Here is a 26,239-nt window from a genome sequence, read left to right as displayed (position 1 = left end):
ATTTTCACTGCGAGGAGCACCCATGGCACTGGCACTGTTTGATCTGGACGAGACCCTGATTGCGGGGGATTCCGCCAGCCTCTGGCTGGAGTACATGGTGACCGAGGAGCTGGCCCCGGCCGGCATGATTGCCGAGGAGCAGGCGATGATGTCCCTCTACCATCAGGGCAAGATGGACATGCACCAGTACATGGCCTTCACCCTGCAGCCGCTGGCAGGCAAGTCGCGCCAGTGGCTCGACCCGCTCTGTGCCCGCTTTGCCGAGCAGGTGCTGCGCGAGCGCATCTACCCTGAGGGGGTGGAGCGCATCGAGTGGCACCGCAAGCGGGGCGACGAGCTGGTGCTCATCTCCGCCTCCGGCGAGCATCTGGTGGCTCCCATGGCGCAGATGCTGGGGATGGATCACTGCGTGGCCATCCTGCTGGATGAAGAGGCCGGCATGCTGACCGGCCAGACCCGCGGCACCCTCAGTTTTCGCGAGGGCAAGGTGGCCCGCATCAACCAGCTGTTTGCCGCAAGCGCCGACCCCTGGCGGGAGAGCCACGGCTACAGCGACTCCCACAACGACCTGCCGCTGCTGCAGGCGGTGACCCACCCCCACGCGGTCAACCCCGCTCCGGGGCTGCGCCAGATCGCCACCGAGCAGGCCTGGCCCACCCTCGACTGGCAGTTGGCCTCCTGAATGAAGAAGAGGCCCTCAGGCCTCTTCGTTGCTCAGCAGTGCATCGTCGGCAGGGGGCGTCTCCTCCTGCCCCTTCGCCTCTGCTCGGCCCAGATGGATGCAGTTCTTGCCGTCGCGTTTGGCGCGATACACCTCGGCATCGACCGCCGCCAGCAGCGCCTTGCCATCCATCCCCGCCCGGCTGGCCACCAGCCCGCCGCTCAAGGTGATCCTGAGCCCCGGCTCGCGCCAGTCCAGTGACTCCACCCCCTTGCGGAACTGCTCCAGCAGCATCTGGCAGAAGTGGATGTCCGGGTTGACCAGCAACACCACCAGCTCTTCGCCACCGTAACGGCAGACCCAGCCGTGATCCCCCAGCAGGGCCCGGCCGAGCTGGCTCACCCGCTTGAGCACCACATCCCCGGTCTGATGGCCGAAGGTGTCGTTGACCCGCTTGAAGTCGTCCAGATCCACCATGGCCAGGCAGAACGGCTGCTGATCCTGCAGCAGTCGGTTGAAACGTTCGTCGAAGAAGCGGCGATTGTAGAGGCCGGTCAGCTTGTCCAGGTTGGCCTGCTGGCGCGCCTCGTGATAATCCTTGCTCACCTCGGCCAGCTCGGCATAGACGTGCCTGAGCTCGCGCATGCCCCCCAGGGGTACCCCGTCAGGCTCCATCCGGCTGGCCCGGATCATGCTCGAGATCTCGTCGAGCATGCGGCGAAAATAGCGGGACCAGATCAGCGCCAGCATCAGGTAGAGCACACAGGCCAGCGCCACCATCAGCAACACGTTGAGGGAGACCCTGTCCACCACCGCCATCACGCTGGCCGCCGGCTGCACGCTGATCAGCACCCAGTTGCGCTCCTGCAGCCTGCTGTAGGCCACGAACTGGCGGGAGTCCTTGTCCAGGAAGATGCCGTCCTCCTGAGTGAAGCGAGCGAGCCATTCTGGATGGGTCATGGGCTTGAGCAGCTGGGCCGCGTCAGGATGGGCCAGCACCTTGCCGGACTGGTTGACGATCATCTGGTAGCCCTCACCCAGCTGACGATTCAGCTGGGCGGAGAAGGGGGCCAGGATGGCATCGACCGCAAGGACCCCGCGCACCTTGCCCTCCTTGTCGGTCAAGGCCCGCGCCAGGGCGATCACCAGGTTGCCGTTGGTGTAGTCGTAATAGGGCTCGGTCCAGACCATCTTGCCCACGTGCTGGCTGGCCAGCTGATACCAGGGACGCACCCTGGGATCGAAGTTGGCATCCGCCTGCCAATCGGGGTAGATCAGCATCTGGCGCTCGGCGGTGCCGACATAGATGTAGACCAGATCGGCCATGATCCCCTTGTAGAGCTGCCACTCCTTCAGATAGGTCTCGGTGTTGAGCAGGCGGGGACCGCTGATGTCCTCAACCTTGACCCTGTCGTAGATGAGGGTGAACTGGCGCTCCATCTCGTGCAGATAGGGCTCGATGAAGACGTGACGAAGCTGGTGGTTGGTGGCGAGCAGGCGTTGCTGCAGCTCGCTTTGCAGACTCCGCTCCATGTGCAGGTAGTAGATACCACCCAGCATCAGCACCGGAATGAACAGCAAAAGCAGGCCCAGACGCATCCTGGTTACCAGGGACCAGGTTTTTTTGGCGACCGCTCGTTTAACCAATCCTGACTCCTGCTATTGCCAGACCACGCGTAGTGTCAGAATATCAGCAGCGCGAGATGGCGTCCAAAAGGAAGCTGTTTATCTGCTCAATTAGAGGTAATCGACACGGATGCTGAACCCGGACCTGTTGATGGCGCTGCACTACTGCGCCGTGATCACCCTGACCGGGGCGATCACCTCCGAATATTTCCTGTTCCGCCGCGGCATGTCCATCGAGCAGGTGCGCAAGCTGTTGCTGGCCGACGGCCTGGCGGCGCTGGCCCTGTTGCTCATCTTCATCACCGGGGTGCTGCAGGTACTCGCCCACCCCGACGAACCGGCCGTGCTGCTCGCCAATCCGGGCTATCGCACCAAGCTGCTGCTGTTCTTCGTGATGGCCATCAGCTTTGGCTACCCCAGCCGCCTCTTCTACCGCTGGCGCCGCTCCCTGCGCCAGGGACGCGCCCCCATGGTCTCCATTCAGCAGCAGTTCTGGGTGATCTGGATCCTGCGCGGCAACCTCTTGCTGCTCGCCCTCATTCCCCTGCTGGCCAGAATCGCCAACGGCTAAGTCCCCCGGCCTGCGGCTCTGCAGCGGGATAACCGCTCACGCCGCCAACCTCACCGACAGCGCAAGACAAATCCCCCCGCTCACGGTTATCTTGGAGGCTGGAGCTTTGCGGCACGGCCCTGCCCGTCCGTCTTTCAGGGATGAATCTATGCGTTCGAACATGATGTTATTGATGGCCGCCGCCATCTGGGGGCTGGGCTTCGTCGCCCAGCGGCTCGGGATGGACCACATGGGGCCTTACACCTTCAACGGCCTGCGCTTTCTGCTGGGGGCCCTTTCCCTGCTGCCGCTCTTGTGGTGGCTCAAATCCCGCCAGCCGGGCGGGCAGGCCGGGGATCGCCGCCTGCTGCTGACCGGTGGCCTCATCGCCGGTACCGTGCTGTTCAGCGCCGCATCGCTACAACAGGTGGGGCTGCTCTACACCACGGCCGCCAAGGCGGGCTTCATCACCGGCCTCTACATCATACTGGTGCCCGTCATCGGCCTGGCCCTGCGCCACAAGACGGGGGCCAACACCTGGGTCGGCGCCCTCATCGCCATGGCGGGACTCTACTACCTCAGCGTTACCGAGGACTTCACCATCGGCTACGGCGACCTGCTGCAGGTGGTGGGGGCCCTGTTCTGGGCGGTGCACCTGCTGGTGCTGGATCACTACTCGAGCCGGGTCGCCCCCATTCGCCTCGCCGGGGTGCAGTTCGTGGTGTGCGGCCTGCTCAGCCTGGCCACCGCCTTCCTCATCGAGACCCCCTCGGTGGCCGGTGCCGTCGCCGGCTGGCAGGCACTGCTCTACGCCGGTCTGGTGTCGGTGGGGGTGGGTTACACCTTGCAGGTGGTGGGCCAGCGTGGCGCCCACCCGGCCCATGCCGCCATCATCCTCAGCCTGGAAACGGTGTTCGCCGCCATCGGCGGCGTCCTGCTGCTGGGGGAAACCCTGGATGAGCGCGCCTTCGTCGGCTGCGCCCTGATGCTGGCGGGTATGCTGATCTCCCAGATCCGCCTGCGCTGGTGGTGGAAATCCCGGCGGGACAAGGTGCCCAGCTAGCCCTGATGCGGCAGCGGCCGACAGCGCAAGCGGCCAGCCTCCATCCCAAATAAAACGAGGCGCCCACAGGCGCCTCGTTTTATTGCCGCGCGTCTAGCGCACGCTGGAGCAGAAGCTCACGTCATCGCGCAGGGGATCGTTGCTCACGCTGTGGTAAAGCTCGAAGCAGGGACCGCTGCCGAACTCCAGCCCGGCCGCCACTATGTCGCCCACATGTTCCTGCCAACGCGGCCCGTACTGGCTGCGATCGGTGATGAGGTAGCGAGACTGGGCATAGCGCCCGGCCGGAATGAGCTGGGTCTCCACCTCCCCCTCGCCCCGGGTCTGGGGTGGCACTGTGATGCCGATGTCGGTGCGGCACTGGGCCGGCGGCGTCACCTCAGGGTTGTCGTGGTAGATGAAGATCCACTCCCCGCCCTCTAGCCCGCGGGCGGCGGCCCACTGGTGCAGGCGGCCACAGACGGCATCATAACCCTCGCCATAGGGACCGGTGACCCGGATATAGGCCAGGGTGCGGGCATCCATCTCGACTGTTTTCATGGTGTTGCTCCTTGCTGATGAGTGGCCTTCAGCATAAGGGGGCAGACCATCCCATGCGTGTCCATCCTTGCTCTCCAGGTGTCCATTCTTGCCCTTGTCGCGGCGAAACTCCCCCGGGGTACAGCCATAGTAGCGACGAAACGCCTTGGCGAACGCCTGGGAGCTGCCGAGCCCTGCCCCCAGCGCGATGGCGGTGACGCTGGCATCTGTGTAGCAGAGCTGCCAGGCGGCACGCTGCATGCGCAGGCGCCGGCACATCTCGCCCGGGGCTTCCCCCGCCACGGCGGTGAACACCCGATGAAAATGGTAGAGGGAGAGACAGGCCCGTTCCGCCAGCGCCTCGATGGTGAGATCCGGATCCTGCTCCAGCGCCCGCAGCACCGGGATGAGCCGGCGGCGGTAGTCGATCATGGCCGGATCCTCGCCATGTAGAGGGCATCCACATACTCGCCTTGGCGAAAGGCGTAGCCACGGGCCAGCCCCTCCTCTACGAAGCCGAACTTGCGATAGAGCGCCAGCGCCGCTGCATTGTCGGCATAGACGGTCAGCTCGATGCGGCGCAGGTTGAGCCAGTTGTCGGCCATCTCCAGCGCGGCCCCCAACAGGGCGGAGCCCACTCCCTTACCCGCCCAGTCATCCCGCACCCCCATGCCGATACAGGCCACGTGTTTGCGCCTCGGGTTGGGCTCGATATGGAGTGAAATATTCCCCACCAGCAGACCGTCGACCTCAGCCACCAGCGCCACCACGCTGCCGCTCTCCAGTCGCTTCTGCCAGACCCCCAGGGTCGGATAGGGCAGTTGCAGGGTACCCGCCTGGGCATTGGGCATGGCATAGAGATCCCGCAAGGCGGGGGCATCGGCCGGTTCGGCGTGACGAATGGTGATCTGCATCTGAGGCTCCTTCTCGAAAACTTCATCATGCAGTATCAGAAGGGTCCGGTCATCCCCCTGCCACGGTTATTTGCGCGGGCAATTCGGCATCCCATCGTCATGGGGCTGCACCGGGCGGCGGACAAACAAAACGGGGGCCCAAGGGCCCCGGCATCATCACGGCGCATGATGAATAAAAAACGGAGCCAGAGGCTCCGTGTTTCACTGCAGTATCAATCTCGAACGGAACGCGCTTCGCGCTCTGCACGTTCCCGTACCAACAGGCGTTTGTACCACCAGCTGTTGCGACGACGTTGAGTGTTGGAAGAGCGACGAGCCATTTCTGAAGTCCCAGTCAAGAGAGGAAAAGAGCCGCATTATGCGATAGAGGTCACGTCCATGTCTTTAGCTGGATCAAGAAAAGCCTCACTGGCCCACGGTGATGGTGCCGCTCTGTGTCGCCTTGCCAGCCGCATCCGACGCCCTTTGTGGCTCGCGCCAGACCAGAGGCCCGTTGCTCTCCTGTTCGTTTTGCGCAGCGCACTCCAGCCAGTCATCACCCTGCCGGATCCGGGCCCCTGCCGAATACTTCTGATCCTGATACCAGCAGACCCGCTCCGGCAGCGATCCCAGCGGCAACACCAACTCGCTGCCCACTTCCGTCCGCTTCGGTTCTGCCGCCACGCCGATACCGGTCGCACCGCCCAGCAGTGCCAGCAGCAGCCAGCCGCCTGCCCTCTTGCCTGAATTCATGATGTCACTCCTCGCTTGATGAAGAATGGAAGCGACCGGCAGCCGCACAAACTTGATTAATAAGCGGTGCCCTCTCTGGCATTCCCAAGCCAATATGGTAGCCTGCCAGCGCCTGCCCGCCCGTCTCAGAACCGGGCCAGGAGAACCCGTTGAATTTGTCGGCCCCAGACAAATATAACCTTATTAATCAAATCGTTATTTGGATATTATCCCAATGCGTATCATGCCGTTGCTCCAGGCGGCCTGCCTGAGCCTGATGTTGTCCGCCTGCGTTGCCCCCCTGCTGATGATGAGCCCCACCAGCCAGCTGATGTGGGCCCTGCTCAAACCCCTGGTCGGCTTCGATCCCAACCAGGCCAACCTGTTTGAACAGCCCCTGATCAAGGACCGGATGACCGCCATCCTCGGCCCCAACTACGACAGCACCATGCAGTTGCTCAAGACCGCCAACGAGCTGCAGCAGGAGGGGCCGCTGTTCTACGTGGTCTCCCGCTATGCTCCCATGCCCGAGGTGGCCAAACAGGCAGGCATGGTCTGGAACTCGCAGACCAACCAGATGTCCGTGATGCTGCTCAAGGGCGACGGCACGCCCCAGGTCTTTGGCGAAAACCTGGCGGCCAGCGCTCCGAGCTGGCCCAGCGAGATGCAGAACTGGCAGGCGCAGGGCAATCCGGCAGCCAGTGCGCTCTCCGGTGCCACCAACAGCCTGAGCGGCGCGGCCACCGGTAGCTCGCTCTTCGGCAGCGTGCTGGGTTCCCTGCAGCAGGGCGCCAGCAAGACCATGGCTGACACCACCCAGCAGGTCGTGAACGGCGCCGCTACCTCGGCCCAGCGACAAGCCGGCAAGGCAGCCAGCAGTGCCACTGCTACCGTACAACAGCAGGCCACCAAGGCGGTATCCGAGCCTGCCAAGCAGGCGGTCAGCAACGCCACGACCACCGTGCAGCAACAAGCTGCCAAGACAGTGACCGAGCCCGCCAAGCAGGCGGTCAGCAGCGCCACGACCACCGTGCAGCAGCAAGCTGCCAAAACCGTGACCGAACCCGCCAAGCAGGCGGTCAGCAGCGCCGCTGCCACTGTGCAGCAACAGGCCGCCAAGACAGTGACCGAGCCGGCCAAACAGGCGGTCAGCAACGCCACTGCCACCGTGCAGCAGCAAGCCACCAAGGCCGTGACCGAACCAGTCAAGCAAGCTGCCAGCAGCGCCACGACCACCGTGCAGCAACAGGCCACCAAGGCCGTGACCGAGCCTGCCAAGCAGGCAGTCAGCAGCGCGGATGCCACCGCGCAGCAGCAGGCCACCAAGGCCGTGACCGAGCCCGCCAAGCAGGCAGTCAGCAGCGCCGCTGCCACCGTGCAGCAACAGGCCGCCAAGGCCGAAGCCGCGCGCGCCGCCGCCGAAGCCGAGATGGAAGCTCTACTCAAGTAACCCCTTCCCAGGCCATCGCAAGATGGCCTGGTCGTTTTCCCCGCCCGCTCCCTGGCAGCGGAAATCATGAACTTCTCGGCATAACTCCCTAAACTGGATGAAGACGACTTTTCGCAAGGAGTGCTGCCATGTCGCGTCTGCTCGGTCTGTTTGTCTGCTGCTGTCTGGGGGCCGCCCTGCCCGCCTCGGCGTTCACCTATTACTCCGAGCAGAACATGCCGTTCAACGGCCAGGATGAGAAGGGCAACAGCACCGGCCTGGCGGTAGAGCTGTTGAGACTGATGTGGCAAGAGATGGGGGAGCCGGAGCAACCCATCCACTTCATGCCCTGGGCCAAGGCCTGGTACCTGCTGACCCAGCAGCCGGATGCCGTGCTGTTCACCACGGCCCACACCCGGGCGCGGGATCCCCACTTCCTCTGGGTCTGCCCCATCAGCCACTCGCGGGTGTCTCTGGTGGGCCGCAAGCGGGATGCCCCCAAGGTGACCGGCAAGGCCGATCTCACCAGGCTGCAGATCGGGGTGATGCAGGCGGACGTGGGGGAGCAGCTGCTGCTCAACCGGGGCATCAGCCCCGCCAACCTGATGTCGGTGGAGCGCATGGATCAGGTGGTGCGCCAGCTCATCATGGCCCGCACCGATCTGGTGGCCGGCAACGAGGTGATGCTGTTTCATCAGGCCAGGCAGCTGGGCTTTGCCCCCGAGACTTTCGTCACCGTCGCCACCCTGGCGGATCAGGACAACTGCTTCGCCTTCAACCCGGCGGCGGACAAACAGCAGGTCGCCCGCCTGCAGCAGGCGCTCGACAAGGTCAGACAGGGGGAGGCCTTCAAGCAGCTCATCGCCCGCTACCAGGATGTGGTGCAGCCACCGCCAGCCGATCACCTGCCGCGAATAGAGTAAGTACCAGATGCAAACAGGCCACCCGAAGGTGGCCTGTTTCATGGTGCGAGCCGCTCACTGGAAGTGATGGTCGTGCTCGGACTTCTTGGTCTGGGCGCCCTCGCTGTGCTCGATGGCCGTGCGGATGAGGTCGACCCCGGCCCGGATGATCAAGACCCCCATGTTGACCAGCTTGACGCAGACCCACATGAAGGTGATGAGCAGGATCAGCTTGAGCACGGTCTGGAACGCCTCCAGGAAGTTCTGCTCCAGCTGGCCGGTCAGGCCGCTGGCACTGGTCATCAGCCAGGTGTACACCTCGCGCACGAAGGGGATGCGGCTCGGCATCTCCAGCACGTCCAGTGCGGCAGGCAGGGCCTGGAAGATGACGATGCTGCCGAACAGGATCAGGATGACACCGATGGCGATGCCCAGAAAAAAACCAAACTGTTTCATGGAAGGTCCCAAGGTTTGCTGCATGGAAATAACATAGCTGCCAATACTAGGGACTGCCTTACCCCACGGCAATCCTTGCGCGCCGGGTCGCCCGCTTGCCACGCCGGCCCGGCCCCGGCGTCCGGCCACAAACCATTGCCCAACTATCTGATTTCTGTGACGCTTGTGCCCATCACCCCCTATCGGTCAGGCCTTCATGTTGCGCCACTGTTTTTTGCTGCTCTGCCTCCTGCTGTCGTCACCGCCCCTCCTTGCCGCCCCGACGGCGGCCGTCTGCGTGGTCAAGCACCAGCAGCAGCTGTTGCTGGTGCAAGACAGGGTCTCCTCCCGCTACAGCCTGACCGGTGGCTACATAGATGCAGGAGAGACGCCGCAACAGGCGGCGCTGCGGGAGCTGTATGAAGAGACTGGCCTGCGGGGCAGGGTCGTCGCCGAGCTGGGGCCATGGCAGCGCGCCCTGTTGTTTGCCTGTCAAACCCTGGAGCCCATCCGCGCACAGGCCGGCTCTGGCTTCGTCTCCCTGCTGCAGGCCCCCAATCTGGGCGGCGAGATCCTCAATGCCAGGCTGATCGCGCCGGCCCGGTTGCCGGATGAGCAACGCCGCTTCCCGGCCCAGCTCGACTGGCTGGCCCCCCAACTGGCCGCCATGCCCGACAGCCCCGTGCTGTGGCTGCCCGATTTTCGTGGCGAGGGCAATGCACTGCACCGCATGGAAGTCTCGCTGATCCACCAGCTGCAGACCTGGCTCGGTGCCCAGGTGCGCTGGCTCGAGGTCAGCAACCTGTTCGGTTCAGCCGCCTTTCAGCTTGCCCTGCTACCCTTGCTGCTGCCCTGGCTGGGCTGGCCCCGGGTGCGCCAGCTGCTGCTGGCCATGCTGACCCTCACCCTGCTGGTGCAGCTGGCCAAGGAGGGGATTGGCTGGCCCAGACCCTTCCACCTCGACCCCGCCCTGGCACAGGGCAGCGCCCAGGGCTTCGGCATGCCGAGCGGCCACGCCGCCTCTGCGTTGCTGTTCTGGGGCGTGTTGCTGAGAGCCTGCTGGCCCGCCAGCCCCTGGCGCAGTGCCACCCTGGCCCTGCTGCTGGCCGCCCTGACCGGATTGGCCCGGGTCTGGCTCGGGGTGCACTTCCTGTCGGATGTGGCGGCCGGTTTGCTACTTGGCGCCTTACTGCTGGCCCTGTATCCCCGCCTCGCCGGCCTGGCAGCCAGTCGCCGGGGCTGCGCCGGGCTCACCCTCGCCTGCGCGCTGGCCGCCGGGTGGAGCCAATCCTCGGCGCTGGCAGGCCTGGCCACCTTCAGCCTGGGGCTGACCCTCGGCATGATGTTGCCGCTGCCGCGCACGGCGCCGGCCGGCTGGCGCCTCCCCTTGCTGGCCCTGCTCGGTGGCCTGCCGCTGGGGGCATTGTGGTGGGCGCTGCCGCTCTGGCTGACCAGCTCCTGGCTCATTCTGCTCGGCCAGTGGCTGCTTTATTGTTGCCTGGGGCTCTGGTTGAGCGCCGGTCTCTGGTGGATACTCTCTCTCGTGAATAATGACCCGCTACCCAAGGGCCCAGGCCCTGACAAGGGATTGCTATGAATATGAAAAAAGTGGATTTAGCCAAGATAACCCTGGGAGTGCTGTTTATCAGCCTCCTCATCGTCTCCTGTTTCATGGTGCTGCGCCCCTTCCTGCCCGCGCTGGTGTGGGCCACCATGATCACCATCGCCACCTGGCCACTGATGTTGATGGTGCAGCGCCTGCTGTGGGGCAAGCGCGCCCTGGCGGCCCTCTTCATGACCCTGGTGCTGCTGCTGATGTTCGTCATCCCGCTCTTCATGGCGCTGGCCAACGTGGCGGAGAAGGCGCCCATGCTGATCGAGCTGGGCACCACCATCAGCCACTCCCCGCCCCCCGAGCTGCTCTGGCTGCAGCAGGTGCCGCTGGTGGGCGGCAAGCTTTACGACTTCTGGCAGCAGATCCTGGCGAGCGGTGGTCAGGTGCTGTTTGCCAAGCTGGCCCCCTACTTCGGCCAGACCGCCCGCTGGCTCGCCTCCCAAGCGGGCAACCTGGGGCTGCTGTTCGTCCACTTCCTGCTGACCGTCGGCATCTGCGGCCTGCTCTACCACTCCGGTGAAGTGGTGGCGACCGGCATTCGCCGCTTCGCCCACCGGCTGGCCGGCGAGCGCGGCGACAACGCCACCGTGCTCGCTTCACAGGCGATCCGCGCCGTGGCCATGGGGGTCGTGGTGACCGCCCTGGTGCAATCCTCGGTGGCCGGTATCGGTCTGCTGATTGCCGGCATCCCCTACACCATGATCCTGGTGGTGGTGATGTTCCTGCTGATCGTCGCCCAGATTGGCCCCTTCCCGGTGCTGCTGGCCTGTGTCGGCTACCTCTACTGGAGCGGCGACACCACCTGGGGCACCTTCCTGCTGGTCTGGTCGCTGCTGGCGGGCACCATGGACAACTTCCTGCGTCCCTTCCTGATCAAGCGCGGCGCCGACCTGCCGCTCATCCTCATTCTGGTGGGGGTTATCGGCGGCTTGCTGGCGATGGGGATCATCGGCCTCTTTATCGGCCCGGTGGTGCTGGCAGTGGGCTACACCCTGCTGGATGCCTGGATCAAGGAAGATGACCACCCGGCGGCGGCCGTGGTTGAACCACCCAAGGTCGAATAACGAATCAGTCACCATCGCTGATGCCAAGGAGTCGCCCATCGGGCGGCTCTTTTGTTTATGGCAATAGCATCAGGTTTGCTAATTCGTTCCAACCTGCATACCCCACATATTACCGCCCCATGCAGGTTCGATTGGCAAAACGTAATCGGGCGATCAAGATGCCGCTGTCCCGGCGTTTCCGTGAATCAGCGGCATCTGTCAGAGAGGGGAATGCGGTGGACTGTATATAGCTGGATAAGTGATTTACGCAAACGTCCGATTACGCCTTACGGCTAATCTACGAGCAGGCCTGATACTTACACGTTATCAGGCATTTACATGGGTAAACTCAGCTTCGATGGCCTCGGCCTGCTCGCGCCATTTGGCAAACTGCGCCTGGCGCTCCTTGCTGTGGCGCAGCGTCTGCTCAAGTCCTTCAAGCTCGCCGTGCATCACGACGTAGCCTGCGAAGAAGCGATCGACGTAATCCGGTGCGTTCAGAATTTCAATCAGCTCTTCACGCTGGGCGCGGAAGTTCGCCACCATACTCTGAATGCTTTCGGCAAACAGTTTTTCACGCTTCGCCTGCGCGTAAGAGTCCCAGGCTTCCAGCGCCAGCCCGGCGACTGACAGCAATCCATTTAACCCTTTCGCCAGGTTCACTGCCCCCCAGGGCTTACATTTCAGCATCTTGCCGAGATCCAGCCCGACCATTTTCGCCAACGACACCACGCCATCGCGGGTAGCAAGCACTGTAGCGTTATTGATGACGTTGCTTTTCACCACATAGTCCAGCCCCTGTTTACCCATCGCGGTCAGAGTGCCGTTGTAGTGGCTGATTTCGGCGTTATAGCCCACCTGCATCTTATCCAGCGCCTGGGAAACGGTCTGCAGACGGCGATCGAATTCGTTTTGCAGACGCGTCGACAGCACAATGCCTTTATCGCCCACCTCGCGTTCGAAAAAGATCTGGTAGGTCTCCATGCTCAGCCCTTCGGCCTGAAGGATCAGATCGGAGAAGTAGTCCGTGACGAAGGTGCGCAGTGACGTGCGAATGTCGCTCATTTTGGCCTGCATGGCGCTCATCTCTTTCTGCATCCGCTGGTGGATCACAACCAGATCCGCCACCTCTTCGCGAATGCGCTGATCCTGCTCGATGGCCACAGGCAGTTTGCGGGTCAGAATGTCGCGAATCACGCTCTTTTTGGTCTCTTCGCCAAGCGCCTGCAGGCCGCCGCTGACGGCGATTTTTTGGCTGGTCGCCGTTTGCAGAGTGCTGATGTGCGACAGCGCGCGGAATTTCTCCGGGTTTTCCAGCCAGTATTCCGTGCCCATATCGAATGGGTTAGCGGCGACGGCGACGATGCTCAGGGCGTCGCGCTCATCTGGCGTCAGGGCGATCAAGTCTTGCAGGCGTGACGCCACATTCTGGCACTTCACGCGCGCATTCGACTGGTAATCCTCCTCGTCCTCCACGTCCGCCACTTCATCAAAGCGGCTGAGGACGAACACCGTGCGGTCCAGCAGGTTCAGGGTGCGGAACAGCCACTCCAGATCCTGCTTATGGCTCTCTTTAATCGGGTTAGTCGAGTTCATGACATACAAAACGAGATGCGCTTCGCTGACGTATTTCTTGGTCATGTCTTTGTACTTTTCCATCGACTGCGTCCCCTCATCGAACTGCTCTTTAAAGCCGAACAGCCCGGGGGTGTCGATCAGCACAAAATCAGAACCCACATCGTACACTTTCACCTCGTTGGATGACTCCTGGTGGCTGATGTTCATGCTCGCCTTGTCCAGTTTCTCCATCCACGCCGCCGCAATCGAGGTTTTGCCCTCGGAGAACCCTCCAATTAGCGCAATGTGCAGTTTGCCGTTGGCAGCGTTCTCTTTCGCCATCTCTAATTTGTGCAGCAGATGCGGGTCCATCTGAATGCCAAAAGCCTCGCCCTGCTGCAAAAACGCGTTCAGATTGGTGAGGATTTCGAGGTTCTTCGCCTGCTGCGATTTAAATACATCCAGCGTCTTTTCCATTATTTCTCTCCTGCGGCCGCAAGGCTGTGTGACAGATGGCGTAAATTAGTGGTCGCGTTAATCAGGATTTTGTTGATCTCAGCGGCCTGGCGGGTGGGCTCTTCCAGCATGGTTTTCAGCTGTGTGACCTTCTCTTCCAGCTCCGGGAAGACGTTGTCGATGCCGTCCTCAATCGCTGACTTCATGTTGCGGGCGATTTTGTTGAGGTTGTCGTCCGCTGACTGTTTTTGCTGGGAGATTTTATAAGAGGAGCTAAAGAAGCTGCGCACCGCTTTGTAGGCGGCGAACACCATTCCCGCCAGCGCCGGTGCGAGGATCATCCAGCCCGCCGGGTTCCAGAGCAGCAGTGCGCCGCCTGCCAGAGTCGCCACCAGGCTGGTGAGCTTCACGCCATTATCGATATTGATCTTCAGTTCGAACTGGTTATCGAATTTCTGCTGCTGGAGCTTCGAGTAAGTGGCGAGAATATCCTGCGCGTATTTCTGAAACCGCTGCACAATCTCTTCCGTTTCCTCTTTGAAGGTATCCAGTTCGGCTTTGAAAATACCCGGCAGCGTTTCTTCCAGCGTCGCGTGCTGCTGCCGGATGGCGGTTTCCAGCTCATCCTTGAAGCGATCGTTGCTGATGTCGTCTTCAATTTCGCTGTACACCTGCTTTCTCGCGCGGCTGCGGAAGGCATCGACCGCCTCTTCGGCCTGATTAATCAGGCGCGTTTTTAAGGATGCCTGCGCAATGTCCAGCAGCTGATGGGCGCTAACGGTGTCGTTTTGCAGCTGTTTCGCGAGTTTACCGTAGCTCTCTTTTTGCAACGTCGACAGCTCGGCGGTGACATCCTCCACCGTCGTGCGGGCTTTGTTGAAGTTGGAGCGGGCGATCTTGGCCTTGCTGTCAGAGACCAGCCGTTGGGTCAGCAAGGATAAAAATCCGGTCAGACCGGTTTTTTCTAGGATCGTCTCCGATTCTAATTTTTCTAATAATTTGACCCGCTTTTTGGCGTTTTCTGACCCCGGAACCAGGTGCTCCGCCACGCTCAGGAAGGCCGGCAGGGCGCTAACGGACCAGGTATCGCGGTAATTATCGCCCAGCTGCTCGCGCATTTTTTTATTCAGATCGTCGAGGCTCAGCTGCTCGTCATCGCTGACGAGAGTCGGGCGATTCAGCTGCACGGCGTTGGTGATGCGCTTGTTAAACAGGGTCCAGACTTCGGTTTGCGCATTCAGATGCGCTTTGATTTTTTCCAGTGTTCCCGGCGCATTGTCATCGCCTTTCTGCGGCGCAGTTGGTTTGCTGGTGACGTAGAACACGGCGTGGGCCTTTTCGACCGCCTGCTGAATTTGCGTCAGAACTTTGCTCTCTTTCCCTTCAATGCCCGGCACGTCCAGCAGGGCAAAGCGCTGGTTGTGGGCGTCGAACGGGTAAAGCGTGGTGTCCATGGTGAAGTCAGACACACCGGTGCCGATGATCTCACCGTCGGCCAGCAGGGAGAGTTCGTCCAGCTTGCTTTTCTGCGCGGCCTGCAGTTGTCGCAGGGAGGCCGCGTGGGAATCGCACTCCGCTTTTTGCGTCTGGAGGGATTTCAGCGCGTTAGCCTTTTCATGCGCCAGCGCCTGCCTGAGGATAGTCTGGCTCTCTTTCTCTTTTTGCTCGGCGGTTTTTACCCACAGGTGAATGAACTTCCGCCACAGGGAAAATTGTTTGCGCTGGTCGGCGATGAGGGCGGAGATGGCGTCAATCTGACTCTGGAAGGTATGTTCGCGATCGGCGTAGTCCAGATTGATCGCCTCAATGGCGTGAGCTAGCTCGGCGGCCCGTTTTTCGTTCTCGCTCAGGGCGTGCTGCAGGGTTTCGATATCGCTGTCCGTCAGCTGATGTTCCTGCTGAAAGGCGCGGAACGCCTGCTGGCGTGAACGCTTACTTTGCTCTTTGAGCAGAATGCGCAGGGTTTCGATGATCGTCGATTTGCCAGCGTTGGTTTCGCCGTAAAAGGCAATCGTGAAGGTATTCCACTCGGCATTTTTTTGCAGACTATCAATGTTCTCGTTCAGCTTTTGACGAAAGGCATCCAGTTGCTGGTGCGCATTTTCATTGGCTTTTTGTAGCGTTGGATCGCTAGTGGTCTGCGTTAGATTTCGCAAAATGCGATCCACTTCAAGTAATATTGTTTGGTAGACCCCACTTGGAGTCAAAGCTTCAGTTGGCACAAACTTCCCCTTGATACAGATACAGAACATCGGAAGGAGTTTTAAAAAGGACCGACTGCTTAAGGTTCTGTATATGAGGTATTACTAATCCGTTCATCAAGCCTTCCTTATAACCTTGAGCGCTCGGATAACCGCCACAAAAAACTCAATTTGAATCAAAATATTAACAGCTTGTTTCCGGTGCTAAATGTATGTGCCAAACATCCTCTTTTGGCTCTATGTTTCGTTCAGTTGGGCAAAATACACTGAAGGATCGGTAATGAAAAGCCCCACCCAGTCTCAGCAACTTGAATAACTCGGGAGTGTGATGGAGGTGACACGCTATATGACATAGCTGGCCAAGATACAGAACGGCGGTGGTGCCGGGGCACGTGGTTAACAGAAATGGCGTGGAGAAATAACCCGGGGTGTGGCAACGCTCCGGGTTATCAGTGGGTAGGGGAAGGTCAGGCTGGCTGGTGGAGGGTGATGCAGTGAATGCCGCCGCCACCGGCGGCCACCGGATCGATATTGATCTGCACGATGTCGCGGCCGGGATAGAGGCGGGCCAACAACTCGTGGCAGTAGCGGTCGGCCGCCTTGTCGCCAAACTCGGGGGCGATCACCGCACCATTGATCGACAGATAGTTGATATAACCGGCGGCGAAGTCGCGGCTGCGGCTGAATCGGTTGTCCCGCCCGTCCAGCGGTGGCGGCAGCACATGCAGTTCCAGCTTGTTGCCGTCCGCATCGGTGGCCTGTTTGAGGATGGCCAGGTGCCGGCGGGTCACCTCGTAGTCGTGGGACTGGGGGTCGTTGTCCAGATTGACCACCACCACCCCGGGGCGTACAAAGCGGGCGTAGAAATCGATGTGGGCATCTGTGATGTCACGGCCCTTGATGCCGGGCAGCCAGATGATTTTGCGCAGCCCCAGATTGGCTTTCAGCTCCGCCTCCAGCTGTGCCTTGCTTACCCCCGGATTGCGGTTGCTGTTGAACCAGCAGCTCTCGGTCAGGATGGCGGTCCCCTTGCCATCCACCTCGATGCCACCCCTCTCACCGGTCAGCTTGCTCTGCAGATATCGGGCATCCGCCTGCTTGCTGACCAGCTCGGCTACCCCCGCATCCTGTTCGTGCTCCTGCTTGTCGCCCCAGCCGTTGAAGTTGAAATCCACCAGCCCCAGCGCCCCTTCGCCGTTCTGGACGAAGACGCCACCGGTATCCCGCAGCCAGATGTCGTCCAGCTCGGAGACGACAAAGCGGGTGTTCTGCTCGCCGCAGAGCTGGCGGGCCAGCGCCTGTTCGGCTGCGCGGCAGAGCACGTTCACCTGGGTATAAGGCACCATGGCCTTAACCAGCCGGCCTATGGTCGCCTGCACCTCTTGGTAATCGCGGCCCCAGATGGCCGCGCTGGCGGCAAAGGCGACCCAGACCCGGGTCTGAGAGGCGGCCTCATCGGGCATATGGAACGGCTCGCCGCTGGTGGCGGTATCTTCACCTACGTTGTTGCTGGCTGCACTGACCTTGCCCGGCAGGTTGCCGAGCCCGGCCAGCGCGCCGATGGCGGCCAGCTGTTTCAAGACGTTGCGTCGGGATGACATGAAAAACTCCTTGGATGATCGCGCTATTGTCCGTCGATGAGTGGCCGAAAATGACAAGCGCTGTTAATCAATCTGCGTTGAGTAATAGACTATCTGCTGTATGGGTGGCTAACAAACGATCGATTTTCGGTAAAAGTGATAAGTGGAGCTAATCAATGGTGTTCAAGCAGTGGCCCCCGCTCAACGTGCTGCGGGGCTTTGAGGCGGCGGCCAGACTCGGCAGTTTTCATCAGGCAGCGCAGGAGCTGCACCTGACCCAGTCCGCCATCAGCCAGCAGATCCGCTCGCTGGAAGAGCTGCTGGGCCAGCCGCTGTTTCACCGGCAGGGGCGCTCGGTCACCCTCACCGATGCGGGGCAGGATCTGCTGGAGACCACCCAGAGCGTGCTGTTGCAGCTGGCGATGGGGATCCAGCGGCTGGAGCAGTACCGCAAACCCAACCAGCTGGTGCTCAACACCAGCACAACCCTCGCCCGCCACTGGTTGCTGCCGCGGCTGGGGGCCTTTCATCGCGCCCATCCCGAGGTCGATCTCTGGCTGTTCACCAGCGACGAAGAGCCCGACATGGCCGAGCAGACCATCGATCTCGCCCTGCGCTGGGAGCTGGCCCCCCAGGCCGAGTGCCGCCACCAGCTGCTGCTGGCAGACCGCCTGCTGCCGGTGGCTGCCCCCGCCGTGCTGGCGCTACCTGCGGCAGAGCGCACCACCCTGCACGGGGAGCGTGAGCTGGACTGGCACCACTGGACCCTCAAGGGTGGAGAGGATCTGTACCTGCAGACCCGGGGGCTCAACTTCTCCGATCCCGGCCTCTTGCTGGACGCCGCCTGTCAGGGGCTCGGCATCGCCCTAGTGAGCGAGCGGCTCTCCCATCCCGCCCGTCAGCAGGGGCAGCTATTGCCACTCTCCACCCACAGGGTCAAGGGGCCGCAGTGGCATCTGCTGGTACATCAGGAGAGCGAGACCATGCCGGAGTGCCGCGCCTTCTGTCGCTGGCTTGAGTTGCAGTTTGCCGACCCCGCTCCCGCCGAGAATGGTTTGCCATCCCTCTGAGGCAGGTCACTGAATCGGGCCGGCAAGGGTGGTTAAATGGGCGTTCGTCTCTTTGCCGGATCTTGTCGTGACCATCCTGTCCGCCTCCATGCCGCCAGCCCGGGCCTGGCCTGACTATCTGCAAGCCTCCTGGCTGCGCTGCGCCCACCAGACCAGCGCCACCCTCTGGCATCCGCCCCACAGCGCCAAGGGGCAGACCTTGCAGAGCCTGCGCCAGCGCAAGCGCGACCTGCTCACCACCGGCGAGATGGCGCTCGAAGATCTCTACGAATTCATGGAGGGGCGCCCCTGCGCCCTGCTGCTCACCGACGAGAGCGGCTGCCTGCTGGCCCAGACCGGTCACCCCGACACCCTGCGCGAGCTGGCGGCGCTGGGGTTTGGCCCCGGTGCCTTCTTCAGCGAGGGGCGCATCGGCACCAATGCCATCAACCTGGCGGCGCTGGAGGGAGTGCCGCTCTGCGTCAGCGGCCCCCAGCACTTCAACCAGACCCTGCACCCCTGGCACTGCTGCGCCAGCCCGGTCTACAACAGCAACGGCCGTCAGGTCGCCATCATGGCGCTGACCTGCAAGGTGGAGGAGGCGAGCGCCGGCGATCTGGCGCTCACCGTCAGCGCCGGGCGCGAGCTGGCCCACCTGCTGCAGATGGAGACCCTGATGCAGGAGTCCCAGCACCACCTGAGCGAGCTCTACGCCCTGTTGGATGGCATGGATGACGGCGTACTGGCCTGGGATCCGCAGGGCCGGCTGCGCTACCTCAACGCGCTGGCGGCCAATCGGCTGCGGCTCGATCCGGCGCTCTGCCTCGGCCAACCGCTGGAGCAGCACCTGCTGCTGCCCCAGCGGTTGCAGCTCGCCATCAAGGGGCAGACCACCCTGAGCCACGTGGAGGTAACGCTGGAGCGGGTGGGCAGGCAAGAGGCGGAGTTCATCAGTGCGCTGGTGAGCCTCAAGCCGCTGCCCGGGCCGGACGGCGTCAGCTTTATCGTGCTGCTGCACCCGGTCGATCGGCTGCGGGCCATCCATCAGCTGCGCCAGACGGTGCCCGAGCTGTCGGCGCTGGTGGGCGAATCGAGCGCCATGCGCAAGCTGCTGCGTTACGCCCGGCAGGCGGCCCAAAGCCCGGGCCCCATCCTGCTGCGCGGCGAGGAGGAGGTGGGCAAGGCCCAGCTGGCGGAGGCGATCCACTTCGGCAGCGAACGGGCCGCCGGGCCACTCATCACCCTCAACTGTCAGGCCCTGCCGAGCGAGCGGATGGCGCTGGAGCTGATGGGCTCTGACGAGGCCGGACAGGAGCGGGCCGGCAAGTTCGAACTGGCCCACGGCGGCACGCTGGTGCTGGAGCAGGTGGAGTGCCTCTCTGCCCCCATGCAGGCGGCGCTGCTGCAACTGCTCAAGACCGGTCGCCTGCAGCGCTTCGACTCGGCCCGTATCCTGCCGCTCAAGGTGCGGATCATCGCCACCAGTAGCGCCCCGCTGGAGCAGAAGGTGCAGGAGGGGCACTTCGGCCGCCAGCTGCTCTATGCCCTGCAGGCGTGCGAGCTGTGGCTGCCAGGCCTGCGCGAGCGCGCCGCCGATCTGCCCGGCCTCATCAGCCAGCAGCTGGCTGCGCAGGGGCGCGAGCCGGTGCGCCAGTTCAGCCCGGCGGCCCTCGACTGCCTGCTCGCCTACCCCTGGCCCGGCAATCTCGGGGAGCTGCGCAGCGCCATCGAGCATGCACTGCTTCATGCCGGTCAGGGGCCGATCCCGCCGGAGGCGCTGCCCGCGGCCATTCGCCACGGCTATCAGCGGGTGGCGGACGAGGTGGTGGGGCAGCCGCTGCTCACCCTGGCCGAGCTGGAGCGCCAGGCCATTTTGCGCTGCGCCCACGCCTGCAAGGGGCAGGTGAGCCAGATGGCCCAGCATCTTGGCATCAGCCGCACCACCCTCTGGCGGCGGCTCAAGCTGCTCGAGATCGATCCTGCCGACTATCACGGCTGACGCCGGCCCGAGCCACTACATATCGGTTCGCTGAACATGAAAAAGGCCCCGCAGATGCGGGGCCTTTTCTATGGCAAGCTGGCTGGTCATTACAACCCCAGCTGGTGGGCGGTGACGATGGCCGCCAGCACATCCTCGGCGGTGACCTTGAACGGCATGTTGTGGATGGTCTCCCCTTCCGCGGTAGAGGCCTTGGCCACCTCCATCAGGCGCGCCATGTCCAGCTCCTTGACCCCCATCATATGCAGGTTGGTGGGCAGGCCGATGGAGCGGCAGAAACCCAACACGGTTTCGATCTCCGCCATGGGCGCGTTCTCCAGCACCAGCTGCACCAGGGTACCGAATGCCACCTTCTCACCGTGGTAGAGGTGGTGACACTCGGCCAGCTGGGTCAGGCCGTTGTGAACGGCGTGGGCGGCGGCCAGACCGCTGCTCTCGAAGCCGATACCGCTCAGATAGGTGTTGGCCTCGATGATGTTCTCCACCGCCTTGGTGCAGAGCCCCTGCTCCACCGCCAGCTTGGCCTTGTAGCCATCGGTCAGCAGGGTCTTGTAGCAGAGCTCGGCGATGGCCTGGGCCGCCAAGGTGGAGGCACCACCGGCCATGGTCTGGCAACCGGACACCTTGTTGGCGCGCGCCTCGAAGTAGGTGGAGAGCGCATCCCCCATGCCGGAGACCAAGAGCCGCACCGGGGCGCGGGAGACCACGCCGGTATCCATGATGACCATGTTGGGGTTGGTCGGGATCATCAGGTATTCGCTGAACTGCCCTTCCGGGGTGTAGATGACCGCCAGCGCGCTGGTGGGGGCATCGGTGGAAGCGATAGTCGGCACTATGACCACCGGCACCTGCTGGTAGAAGGCGACCGACTTGGCGGTATCCAGCGTCTTGCCGCCGCCGATGCCGATGATGACGTCAAATGGCGTCTGCTTGCAGCGGGCCAGCAGGCGGTCGATCTCGGGGCGGGAGCACTCGCCGTTGAAGCAGTCGAACTCGGGCTGGATGCCTGCCCCGTGGAAGCTGGTGCCCACGGTATCGCCAACGAGTTTGGTGACGAAGGCGTCGGCCAGGATCAGCGGCTTGGCGCCGAGTGCCTTGACGTAGTTGCCTATGTTGGCGAGGGCCCCGTTGCCTTGCACGTATTTGCTGGGGCTGATGATGATGCGGTCCATATTTTATCCCTCTCTCTTTATTTCGTAAGACTTCTTTTGAAATTAAAGGAGGCGAAGGGGCGGCAGTGCCGGGGAGTCCTTCGTCTTGAATGGGGCTGCACCGGCTCAGCAAGCGAGTGCAGCGCCTTGAAACAGTGGCGTCAGTCGCCGAAGCGCTCCGCAGCCAGCTGCTGGAAGCAGGCCAAGGCGGCCTCGGCATCCTCCCCGCGTGCCAGCAGGGTGAGCGTGTCCCCCTGGCGCACATCGAGCATGGTGAGTCGGGTCAGGCTGCGGGGATTGGCCTCTTTCTCCCCCTTCTGCAGCTTGAGTTCGGCGGCAAAGGGCTTGAGGGCGGCCACCAGGCGGGCGGCGGGGCGCACGTGCAGGCCGTGGGCATTGTCTACCACCACCTCGCAGCGCATCCAGCCGTCGTCAGGGGCAGGAGCGGCTTCAACGGTCTGCGGCTCCGCCTTGCCCGGCAACATCGCCTGTTTCGGGCCAAGGGCCCCCAGCGCCTCGGCGGCGACCTCGTCCAGCATCAGGCCGGAACCGGCCGCCACCACGGCGGCCAGGGTGCCCTCGACCAGCGGGGCCGGGCAGAGCCGCACCCGGGCACTCAGCTCAGGGGGCAGCAACTCGAGGGCGGTCTCGGCACTCAGGAGGGCGCTGCCCAAGTCCATCAGCACCAGCACGCCGCTGCCGTCATCCGCTTCTTCAATCGCACTCATCACGGCGATGGCGTCGGTGCCGATGGGGTGATCGGGGTCATCGACCCCGGCCGCCAGCAACAGTTTCGCCGGGCTGCCCAGCTGATCGGCCAGCGCTTTCAAGCCGGCTGCCAGCATGGCGCTGTGAGAGACCACTACGATTCCGATCATGTCTACAACCTCGCTCTGTCACGCAGGGCGGTCAGCAGCAGCAGGGTCGAAGTGGCCCCGGCATCCTGATGGCCGATGCTGCGCTCGCCAAGATAGCTGGCGCGCCCCTTGCGAGCCTGCATCTGGATGGTGGCCTCGGTGCCGGCGGCAGCGGCCGCCACCGCCCTGTCCAGCGCCTCGGGCAGCGGCAAGCCTTGTTGCTCCGCCTGCTGCAGGGCGGCCAGGGCCGGCCACCAGGCATCGCACATGGTCTTGTCACCCGGCTCGGCGCGACCGCGCGAGACGATCCCCTCCACCCCGTCGCTCAGCATCTTGCCTAGCTGGCCAAGGGTCAGGCTCTGGCAGGCATCGCTGCTGGCCGCGGCCCGGATGAAGAAGGTGCCGTAGAGTGGGCCGCTGGCGCCGCCGACCGAGGAGAGCAGCGTCATGCCGGTGGTTTTCAGCACCTGGCCGATGTCTTTGTCCGCCACCGCCGGCAGCTTCTCGGCCACCTTGGCGAAACCGCGTTGCATGTTGAGGCCGTGGTCGCCGTCGCCGATGTCGGTATCCAGCGCCGTGAGGTAGTCACGCTGCTCGGTGAAGATGTGCTCGCAGTCGAGCAGCCAGTTGACGATTTGATGCTTGCTTAACATGAATATTCCTCAGCAGCCGCGGCGCAGGGCAGGGGTGTGAACGGGGGCATCCCACAGGGTCATCAGTTCGTCATCCACCTTGAGCAGGGTGATGGAGATGCCGGTCATGTCGAGGGAGGTGCAGTAGGGGCCGATCAGGTTGCGCACCAGATGGATGCCCGCCTCTTCGCACAGGGTTGCAAGGCGGCCATAGACACCGTAGAGCTCGGAGATGGGAGTGCCGCCCAGGCTGTTGACCAGCGCGATGACCCGGTCACCCTTGTTGAACGGCTCGATAAAGGTGTGCTCCTCCTGCCAGCTGCCGGAGGCTCTGTCCCAGTGGCGCAGGGTGCGGCCATAGGGGGTGTTGTCGACCAGCTCCTTGAACATGTCGTCCACTAGGGCGTTGAGGTCGGTGAAGGGGCGGCGTTCGATGCCCGGCTCGCCGTGGATGCCGACGCCGAACTCCACCTCGTTGTCCGCCAGGGTGAAGGAGGGCTTGCCGGCGGCTGGCACGGTGCAGGCATGCATGGCCACCCCTATGGTGCGGCTCTGGTTGTTGACGCGGCGGGCCAGCGCCTCGCAACGCGCCAGATCATAGCCCGCCTCGGCGGCGGCACCGACCAGCTTCTCGCACAGTACGGTCGTGGCAACGCCACGGCGACCGGCGGTATAGAGGCTGTCCTTCACAGCCACGTCGTCATCGATGAGGGCGAACCCCACCTTGACACCATCACCGTGCAGCAGCTCGACCGCAGTCTCGAAATTGAGCACGTCGCCGGTGTAGTTCTTCACCAGAAACAGCACGCCGGCGCCGCCATCGACCGCCTGGCCGCACTCGTACATCTGATCCGGCGTAGGCGAGGTGAAGATCTCGCCGGGGCAGGCACCATCCAGCATCCCCTTGCCCACCAGGCCACCGTGCATCGGCTCGTGGCCACTGCCACCGCCGGAAACCAGCGCCACCTTGCCCATCACGGGAGCATCGGCACGGGTGATGAAGTGGGGCTCGATACGCACCTTGAGCTCGGGGTGGGCGGCGGCCATCCCCATCAGCTGTTCACGGACCACGGCATCGACGGCATTGATCAGTTTCTTCATGGCTCACTCCTTGGCTTGCCACCGCTCGGGTGGGCAAATGGTTGATGGAGCCAGTCTAACGGCAGAAAAGAGGATAAAAATGACGGGCGGTTTGGTTCGGATTTGAAACAGCAGAAGAGAGGCTGGCGTTTCAATCTGAAACAATGCGGAGCAAATAAGAGCAAAACTGTTAGCCGTCTCACAGCCAACAAAAAGGGCCCTGCAGGGGCCCTTCGCTACAACCTCAATAAGCTGACGGGTTAGATGGCCCAACCACCGGCATAGAAAACGACCAGCGCCACGGCGATGATGACGGTGCCGATGTTGAGCTTCTTCCACTCGGTGGCAAACAGGCGACCGATCACCAGCGCCACGAAGCCCAGCATGATGCCGGTGACTATGTTGCAGGTGAGCACGATGAAGACGGCGCACAGCATGCCGGAGAGCGCATCGACCGAGTCGTTGAAGTCCAGCTTGGTGACGTTGCCCAGCATCAGCAGACCGACGTACATCAGCGCAGGTGCGGTGGCGTAAGCCGGTACCAGATAGCTGAGCGGGGAGAGGAAGATCATCAGCAGGAACAGCACGCCGACCAGCGCGGCGGTCAGACCGGTCTTGCCGCCAGCTGCGGTGCCTGCGGCAGACTCGATGTAGACGGCAGCCGGAGCGCCACCGACGGCGCCTGCCACCATGCTGCTGACGGAGTCGGCAGTCAGGGCCTTGCCGCCGCTGATGATATGGCCACGTTCGTTGATAAGGCCAGCCTGACCGGCCACGGCACGGATGGTACCGGTGGCGTCAAACACCGCGGTCATCACCAGCGCCAGTACGGTCGGAATCACCACCGGATTGAGGGCGCCCAGCAGATCCATGCTGCCTACCAGCGAGCCCTTCTCGCCAGTCAGGCTCGGCATGGCGAAGAAGCCCTGCCAGGTCACTTTCGGGTCGAAGATGAGGCCGAGGATGGAGATGGCGATGATCACCATCAGGATGCCGCCCGGCACCTTGCGACGTTCCAGACCAAAGATGGCGGCCAGACCCAGCACCGTCATGATGACCGGGAAAGCGGTCACTTCACCCAGTTGTACCGGCAGACCGGCTCCTTCGTTCTTGATCACCATGCCGACACCGTTGGTGGCGATCAGCAGCAGGAACAGGCCGATACCGATGCCGGTGCCGTGGGCGATGCCGGAGGGGAGGTTGTCCAGGATCCACTGGCGCACACCGGTGACACTGATCAGGGTGAACAGCACACCCATCAGGAAGATGGCGCCCAGCGCCACCGGAATGCTCAGCCCCTGCCCCAGCACCAGGCTGAAGGCGGTAAAGGCGGTGAGGGAGATGGCGCAACCGATGGCCATCGGCAGCTTGGCCCACAGCCCCATCAGCAGGGAGCCGAAAGCGGCGATCAAGCAGGTCGCCACAAACACCGGGCCCTGCTCAAAGCCGGCAGCACCCAGCATGTTCGGCACCACTATGATGCTGTAGACCATGGCCAGAAAGGTGGTCAGCCCTGCGACCAGCTCCTGACGCACGCTGCTGCCGCGCGCAGAAATGGAAAAATAAGAGTCCAGAAAGCCGCCATTCCCTGATTGGGCGGCCATATCTTGCTTTGCCATAACTAATCCTGAAAGTGTGAAGGAAATCGTTTGCGTGAATGGCGCGCAAAATAGCAAGAATTTATCCGGATTGCAGCGATTTCCCTGATTTTTTCATCAAAATCACAGGGAACGTTCTCGTTCGGGCACAGATATGACGGGTTCAGGCTGCCCCTCTTCCCCTGCGAGCGTAAACGACCCACCTATACTGCAGGTAACCATTCACGCCGCCAGACGGGAGATACCCATGCACACCCGCAATCTGCTGAACGATATCCCCTCGCCACTCCCCACCGAACTCTTTCAGGATCTGGTCAGTACCAATCACCTGAGGATCGAGCGCATTCTCTCCCATGGCCATCAGACGGCCCCCGGTGAATGGTACGATCAGGACGAACATGAGTGGATCCTGGTGGTGCAGGGCGAAGCCAGCCTGCTGTTCATCGAACCGCAAACCCAACAACAACAGCTGGTCCAGCTGGGGCCGGGAGATCACATCAATATCCCTGCCCGCCAGAAGCACAGGGTCGAGTGGACCCATCCCGACATGACCACCGTTTGGCTCTGCGTGTTTTACTGAAGTGAGTAAGGAGAAAAGAGGGAATTTGGGG

At 62.7% G+C, this 26,239-nt stretch carries 23 protein-coding genes; 10 read left to right on the top strand and 13 right to left on the bottom strand.

Annotated features, from left to right (window positions below):
- Positions 1 to 22 precede the first annotated feature (22 nt).
- Entirely contained in the window at positions 23 to 682 is a 660-nt protein-coding gene (locus tag AB5Y94_RS10465) for an HAD family phosphatase (protein ID WP_017785516.1), read from the top strand.
- Between the two features lie 15 nt (positions 683 to 697).
- On the opposite strand, the gene AB5Y94_RS10460 is transcribed toward AB5Y94_RS10465, so the two are convergent.
- The gene (locus AB5Y94_RS10460; RefSeq protein ID WP_368205465.1) at positions 698 to 2,308 is read right to left on the bottom strand and encodes a diguanylate cyclase; all 1,611 of its coding nucleotides are present in this window, start codon (positions 2,306 to 2,308) and stop codon (positions 698 to 700) included.
- A 109-nt stretch (positions 2,309 to 2,417) separates the two neighbouring features.
- On the opposite strand from AB5Y94_RS10460, the gene AB5Y94_RS10455 reads away from it, so the two are divergent.
- Both AB5Y94_RS10455 and AB5Y94_RS10450 read left to right on the top strand, forming a co-directional pair.
- A complete protein-coding gene (locus AB5Y94_RS10455; RefSeq protein ID WP_005306181.1) occupies positions 2,418 to 2,858 on the top strand; it encodes a DUF2214 family protein in 441 nt (146 codons plus the stop codon).
- 148 nt (positions 2,859 to 3,006) lie between these two features.
- Positions 3,007 to 3,900: a DMT family transporter gene (locus AB5Y94_RS10450; protein ID WP_368205464.1), complete on the top strand. Its 894-nt coding sequence runs from the start codon at positions 3,007 to 3,009 to the stop codon at positions 3,898 to 3,900.
- Between the two features lie 93 nt (positions 3,901 to 3,993).
- Here AB5Y94_RS10450 and AB5Y94_RS10445 read toward each other — a convergent pair whose 3' ends face one another.
- The 3 genes from AB5Y94_RS10445 to AB5Y94_RS10435 form a co-directional block, all read right to left on the bottom strand.
- Positions 3,994 to 4,851, bottom strand: coding sequence for an AraC family transcriptional regulator (locus AB5Y94_RS10445; RefSeq protein ID WP_329274290.1), 858 nt, complete (start codon positions 4,849 to 4,851; stop codon positions 3,994 to 3,996).
- Positions 4,848 to 5,333, bottom strand: coding sequence for a GNAT family N-acetyltransferase (locus tag AB5Y94_RS10440; RefSeq protein ID WP_123245659.1), 486 nt, complete (start codon positions 5,331 to 5,333; stop codon positions 4,848 to 4,850). The genes AB5Y94_RS10445 and AB5Y94_RS10440 overlap by 4 nt, the downstream gene beginning before the upstream one ends.
- Positions 5,334 to 5,738: 405 nt before the next feature.
- A complete protein-coding gene (locus AB5Y94_RS10435; RefSeq protein WP_010635865.1) occupies positions 5,739 to 6,065 on the bottom strand; it encodes a YnjH family protein in 327 nt (108 codons plus the stop codon).
- 214 nt (positions 6,066 to 6,279) lie between these two features.
- On the opposite strand from AB5Y94_RS10435, the gene AB5Y94_RS10430 reads away from it, so the two are divergent.
- Together AB5Y94_RS10430 and AB5Y94_RS10425 are read left to right on the top strand one after the other, a co-directional pair.
- A complete protein-coding gene (locus tag AB5Y94_RS10430; protein ID WP_368205463.1) occupies positions 6,280 to 7,494 on the top strand; it encodes a hypothetical protein in 1,215 nt (404 codons plus the stop codon).
- A 128-nt stretch (positions 7,495 to 7,622) separates the two neighbouring features.
- The gene (locus AB5Y94_RS10425; RefSeq protein ID WP_005306204.1) at positions 7,623 to 8,396 is read left to right on the top strand and encodes an ABC transporter substrate-binding protein; all 774 of its coding nucleotides are present in this window, start codon (positions 7,623 to 7,625) and stop codon (positions 8,394 to 8,396) included.
- A gap of 54 nt (positions 8,397 to 8,450) precedes the next feature.
- Here the strand turns inward: AB5Y94_RS10425 and AB5Y94_RS10420 are convergent, their stop codons facing one another.
- On the bottom strand, positions 8,451 to 8,831 hold the full coding sequence (locus AB5Y94_RS10420) for a hypothetical protein (RefSeq protein ID WP_161957736.1): 381 nt from the start codon (positions 8,829 to 8,831) through the stop codon (positions 8,451 to 8,453).
- A 196-nt stretch (positions 8,832 to 9,027) separates the two neighbouring features.
- Between AB5Y94_RS10420 and AB5Y94_RS10415 the strand changes: the two genes are divergently transcribed.
- Together AB5Y94_RS10415 and ydiK are read left to right on the top strand one after the other, a co-directional pair.
- Positions 9,028 to 10,407, top strand: coding sequence for a phosphatase PAP2 family protein (locus AB5Y94_RS10415; protein WP_368205462.1), 1,380 nt, complete (start codon positions 9,028 to 9,030; stop codon positions 10,405 to 10,407).
- On the top strand, positions 10,404 to 11,489 hold the full coding sequence (gene ydiK / locus AB5Y94_RS10410; protein WP_368205461.1) for an AI-2E family transporter YdiK: 1,086 nt from the start codon (positions 10,404 to 10,406) through the stop codon (positions 11,487 to 11,489). Before AB5Y94_RS10415 ends, ydiK begins: the two co-directional genes overlap by 4 nt.
- A 306-nt stretch (positions 11,490 to 11,795) precedes the next feature.
- Here ydiK and AB5Y94_RS10405 read toward each other — a convergent pair whose 3' ends face one another.
- From AB5Y94_RS10405 to AB5Y94_RS10395, 3 genes are all read right to left on the bottom strand, one after another.
- On the bottom strand, positions 11,796 to 13,502 hold the full coding sequence (locus tag AB5Y94_RS10405) for a LeoA/HP0731 family dynamin-like GTPase (protein WP_368205460.1): 1,707 nt from the start codon (positions 13,500 to 13,502) through the stop codon (positions 11,796 to 11,798).
- Positions 13,502 to 15,649 (bottom strand): hypothetical protein, encoded by a 2,148-nt coding sequence (locus AB5Y94_RS10400; RefSeq protein WP_368205459.1) that lies wholly within the window; start codon positions 15,647 to 15,649, stop codon positions 13,502 to 13,504. Before AB5Y94_RS10400 ends, AB5Y94_RS10405 begins: the two co-directional genes overlap by 1 nt.
- Positions 15,650 to 16,149: 500 nt before the next feature.
- A complete protein-coding gene (locus AB5Y94_RS10395; RefSeq protein ID WP_368205458.1) occupies positions 16,150 to 17,283 on the bottom strand; it encodes an agmatine/peptidylarginine deiminase in 1,134 nt (377 codons plus the stop codon).
- Between the two features lie 155 nt (positions 17,284 to 17,438).
- Here AB5Y94_RS10395 and AB5Y94_RS10390 point away from each other — a divergent pair, with 155 nt between their 5' ends.
- Together AB5Y94_RS10390 and dhaR are read left to right on the top strand one after the other, a co-directional pair.
- Positions 17,439 to 18,332: a LysR family transcriptional regulator gene (locus AB5Y94_RS10390; RefSeq protein WP_054543645.1), complete on the top strand. Its 894-nt coding sequence runs from the start codon at positions 17,439 to 17,441 to the stop codon at positions 18,330 to 18,332.
- Positions 18,333 to 18,399: 67 nt separating this feature from the next.
- Entirely contained in the window at positions 18,400 to 20,310 is a 1,911-nt protein-coding gene (gene dhaR, locus AB5Y94_RS10385; RefSeq protein ID WP_368205457.1) for a dihydroxyacetone kinase operon transcriptional regulator DhaR, read from the top strand.
- Positions 20,311 to 20,399: 89 nt separating this feature from the next.
- Here the strand turns inward: dhaR and AB5Y94_RS10380 are convergent, their stop codons facing one another.
- From AB5Y94_RS10380 to AB5Y94_RS10360, 5 genes are all read right to left on the bottom strand, one after another.
- Positions 20,400 to 21,482 (bottom strand): glycerol dehydrogenase, encoded by a 1,083-nt coding sequence (locus AB5Y94_RS10380; RefSeq protein ID WP_368205456.1) that lies wholly within the window; start codon positions 21,480 to 21,482, stop codon positions 20,400 to 20,402.
- A gap of 140 nt (positions 21,483 to 21,622) precedes the next feature.
- Entirely contained in the window at positions 21,623 to 22,339 is a 717-nt protein-coding gene (gene dhaM / locus AB5Y94_RS10375; RefSeq protein ID WP_099360419.1) for a dihydroxyacetone kinase phosphoryl donor subunit DhaM, read from the bottom strand.
- 2 nt (positions 22,340 to 22,341) lie between these two features.
- Positions 22,342 to 22,971 (bottom strand): dihydroxyacetone kinase subunit DhaL, encoded by a 630-nt coding sequence (gene dhaL, locus AB5Y94_RS10370; RefSeq protein WP_017765520.1) that lies wholly within the window; start codon positions 22,969 to 22,971, stop codon positions 22,342 to 22,344.
- Positions 22,972 to 22,980: 9 nt separating this feature from the next.
- Entirely contained in the window at positions 22,981 to 24,051 is a 1,071-nt protein-coding gene (gene dhaK / locus AB5Y94_RS10365) for a dihydroxyacetone kinase subunit DhaK (RefSeq protein WP_017765519.1), read from the bottom strand.
- A gap of 239 nt (positions 24,052 to 24,290) precedes the next feature.
- A complete protein-coding gene (locus tag AB5Y94_RS10360; protein ID WP_368205455.1) occupies positions 24,291 to 25,649 on the bottom strand; it encodes an NCS2 family permease in 1,359 nt (452 codons plus the stop codon).
- 226 nt (positions 25,650 to 25,875) lie between these two features.
- On the opposite strand from AB5Y94_RS10360, the gene AB5Y94_RS10355 reads away from it, so the two are divergent.
- Positions 25,876 to 26,208 (top strand): cupin domain-containing protein, encoded by a 333-nt coding sequence (locus tag AB5Y94_RS10355; RefSeq protein ID WP_124251015.1) that lies wholly within the window; start codon positions 25,876 to 25,878, stop codon positions 26,206 to 26,208.
- Positions 26,209 to 26,239 lie beyond the last annotated feature (31 nt).

This window comes from Aeromonas sp. s5, from assembly GCF_040907865.1.
GTDB classification, from domain to species: domain Bacteria; phylum Pseudomonadota; class Gammaproteobacteria; order Enterobacterales; family Aeromonadaceae; genus Aeromonas; species Aeromonas dhakensis.
Note: the sequence above shows the minus strand (reverse complement) of the source record. Positions and strands in the feature narration are given on the sequence as shown.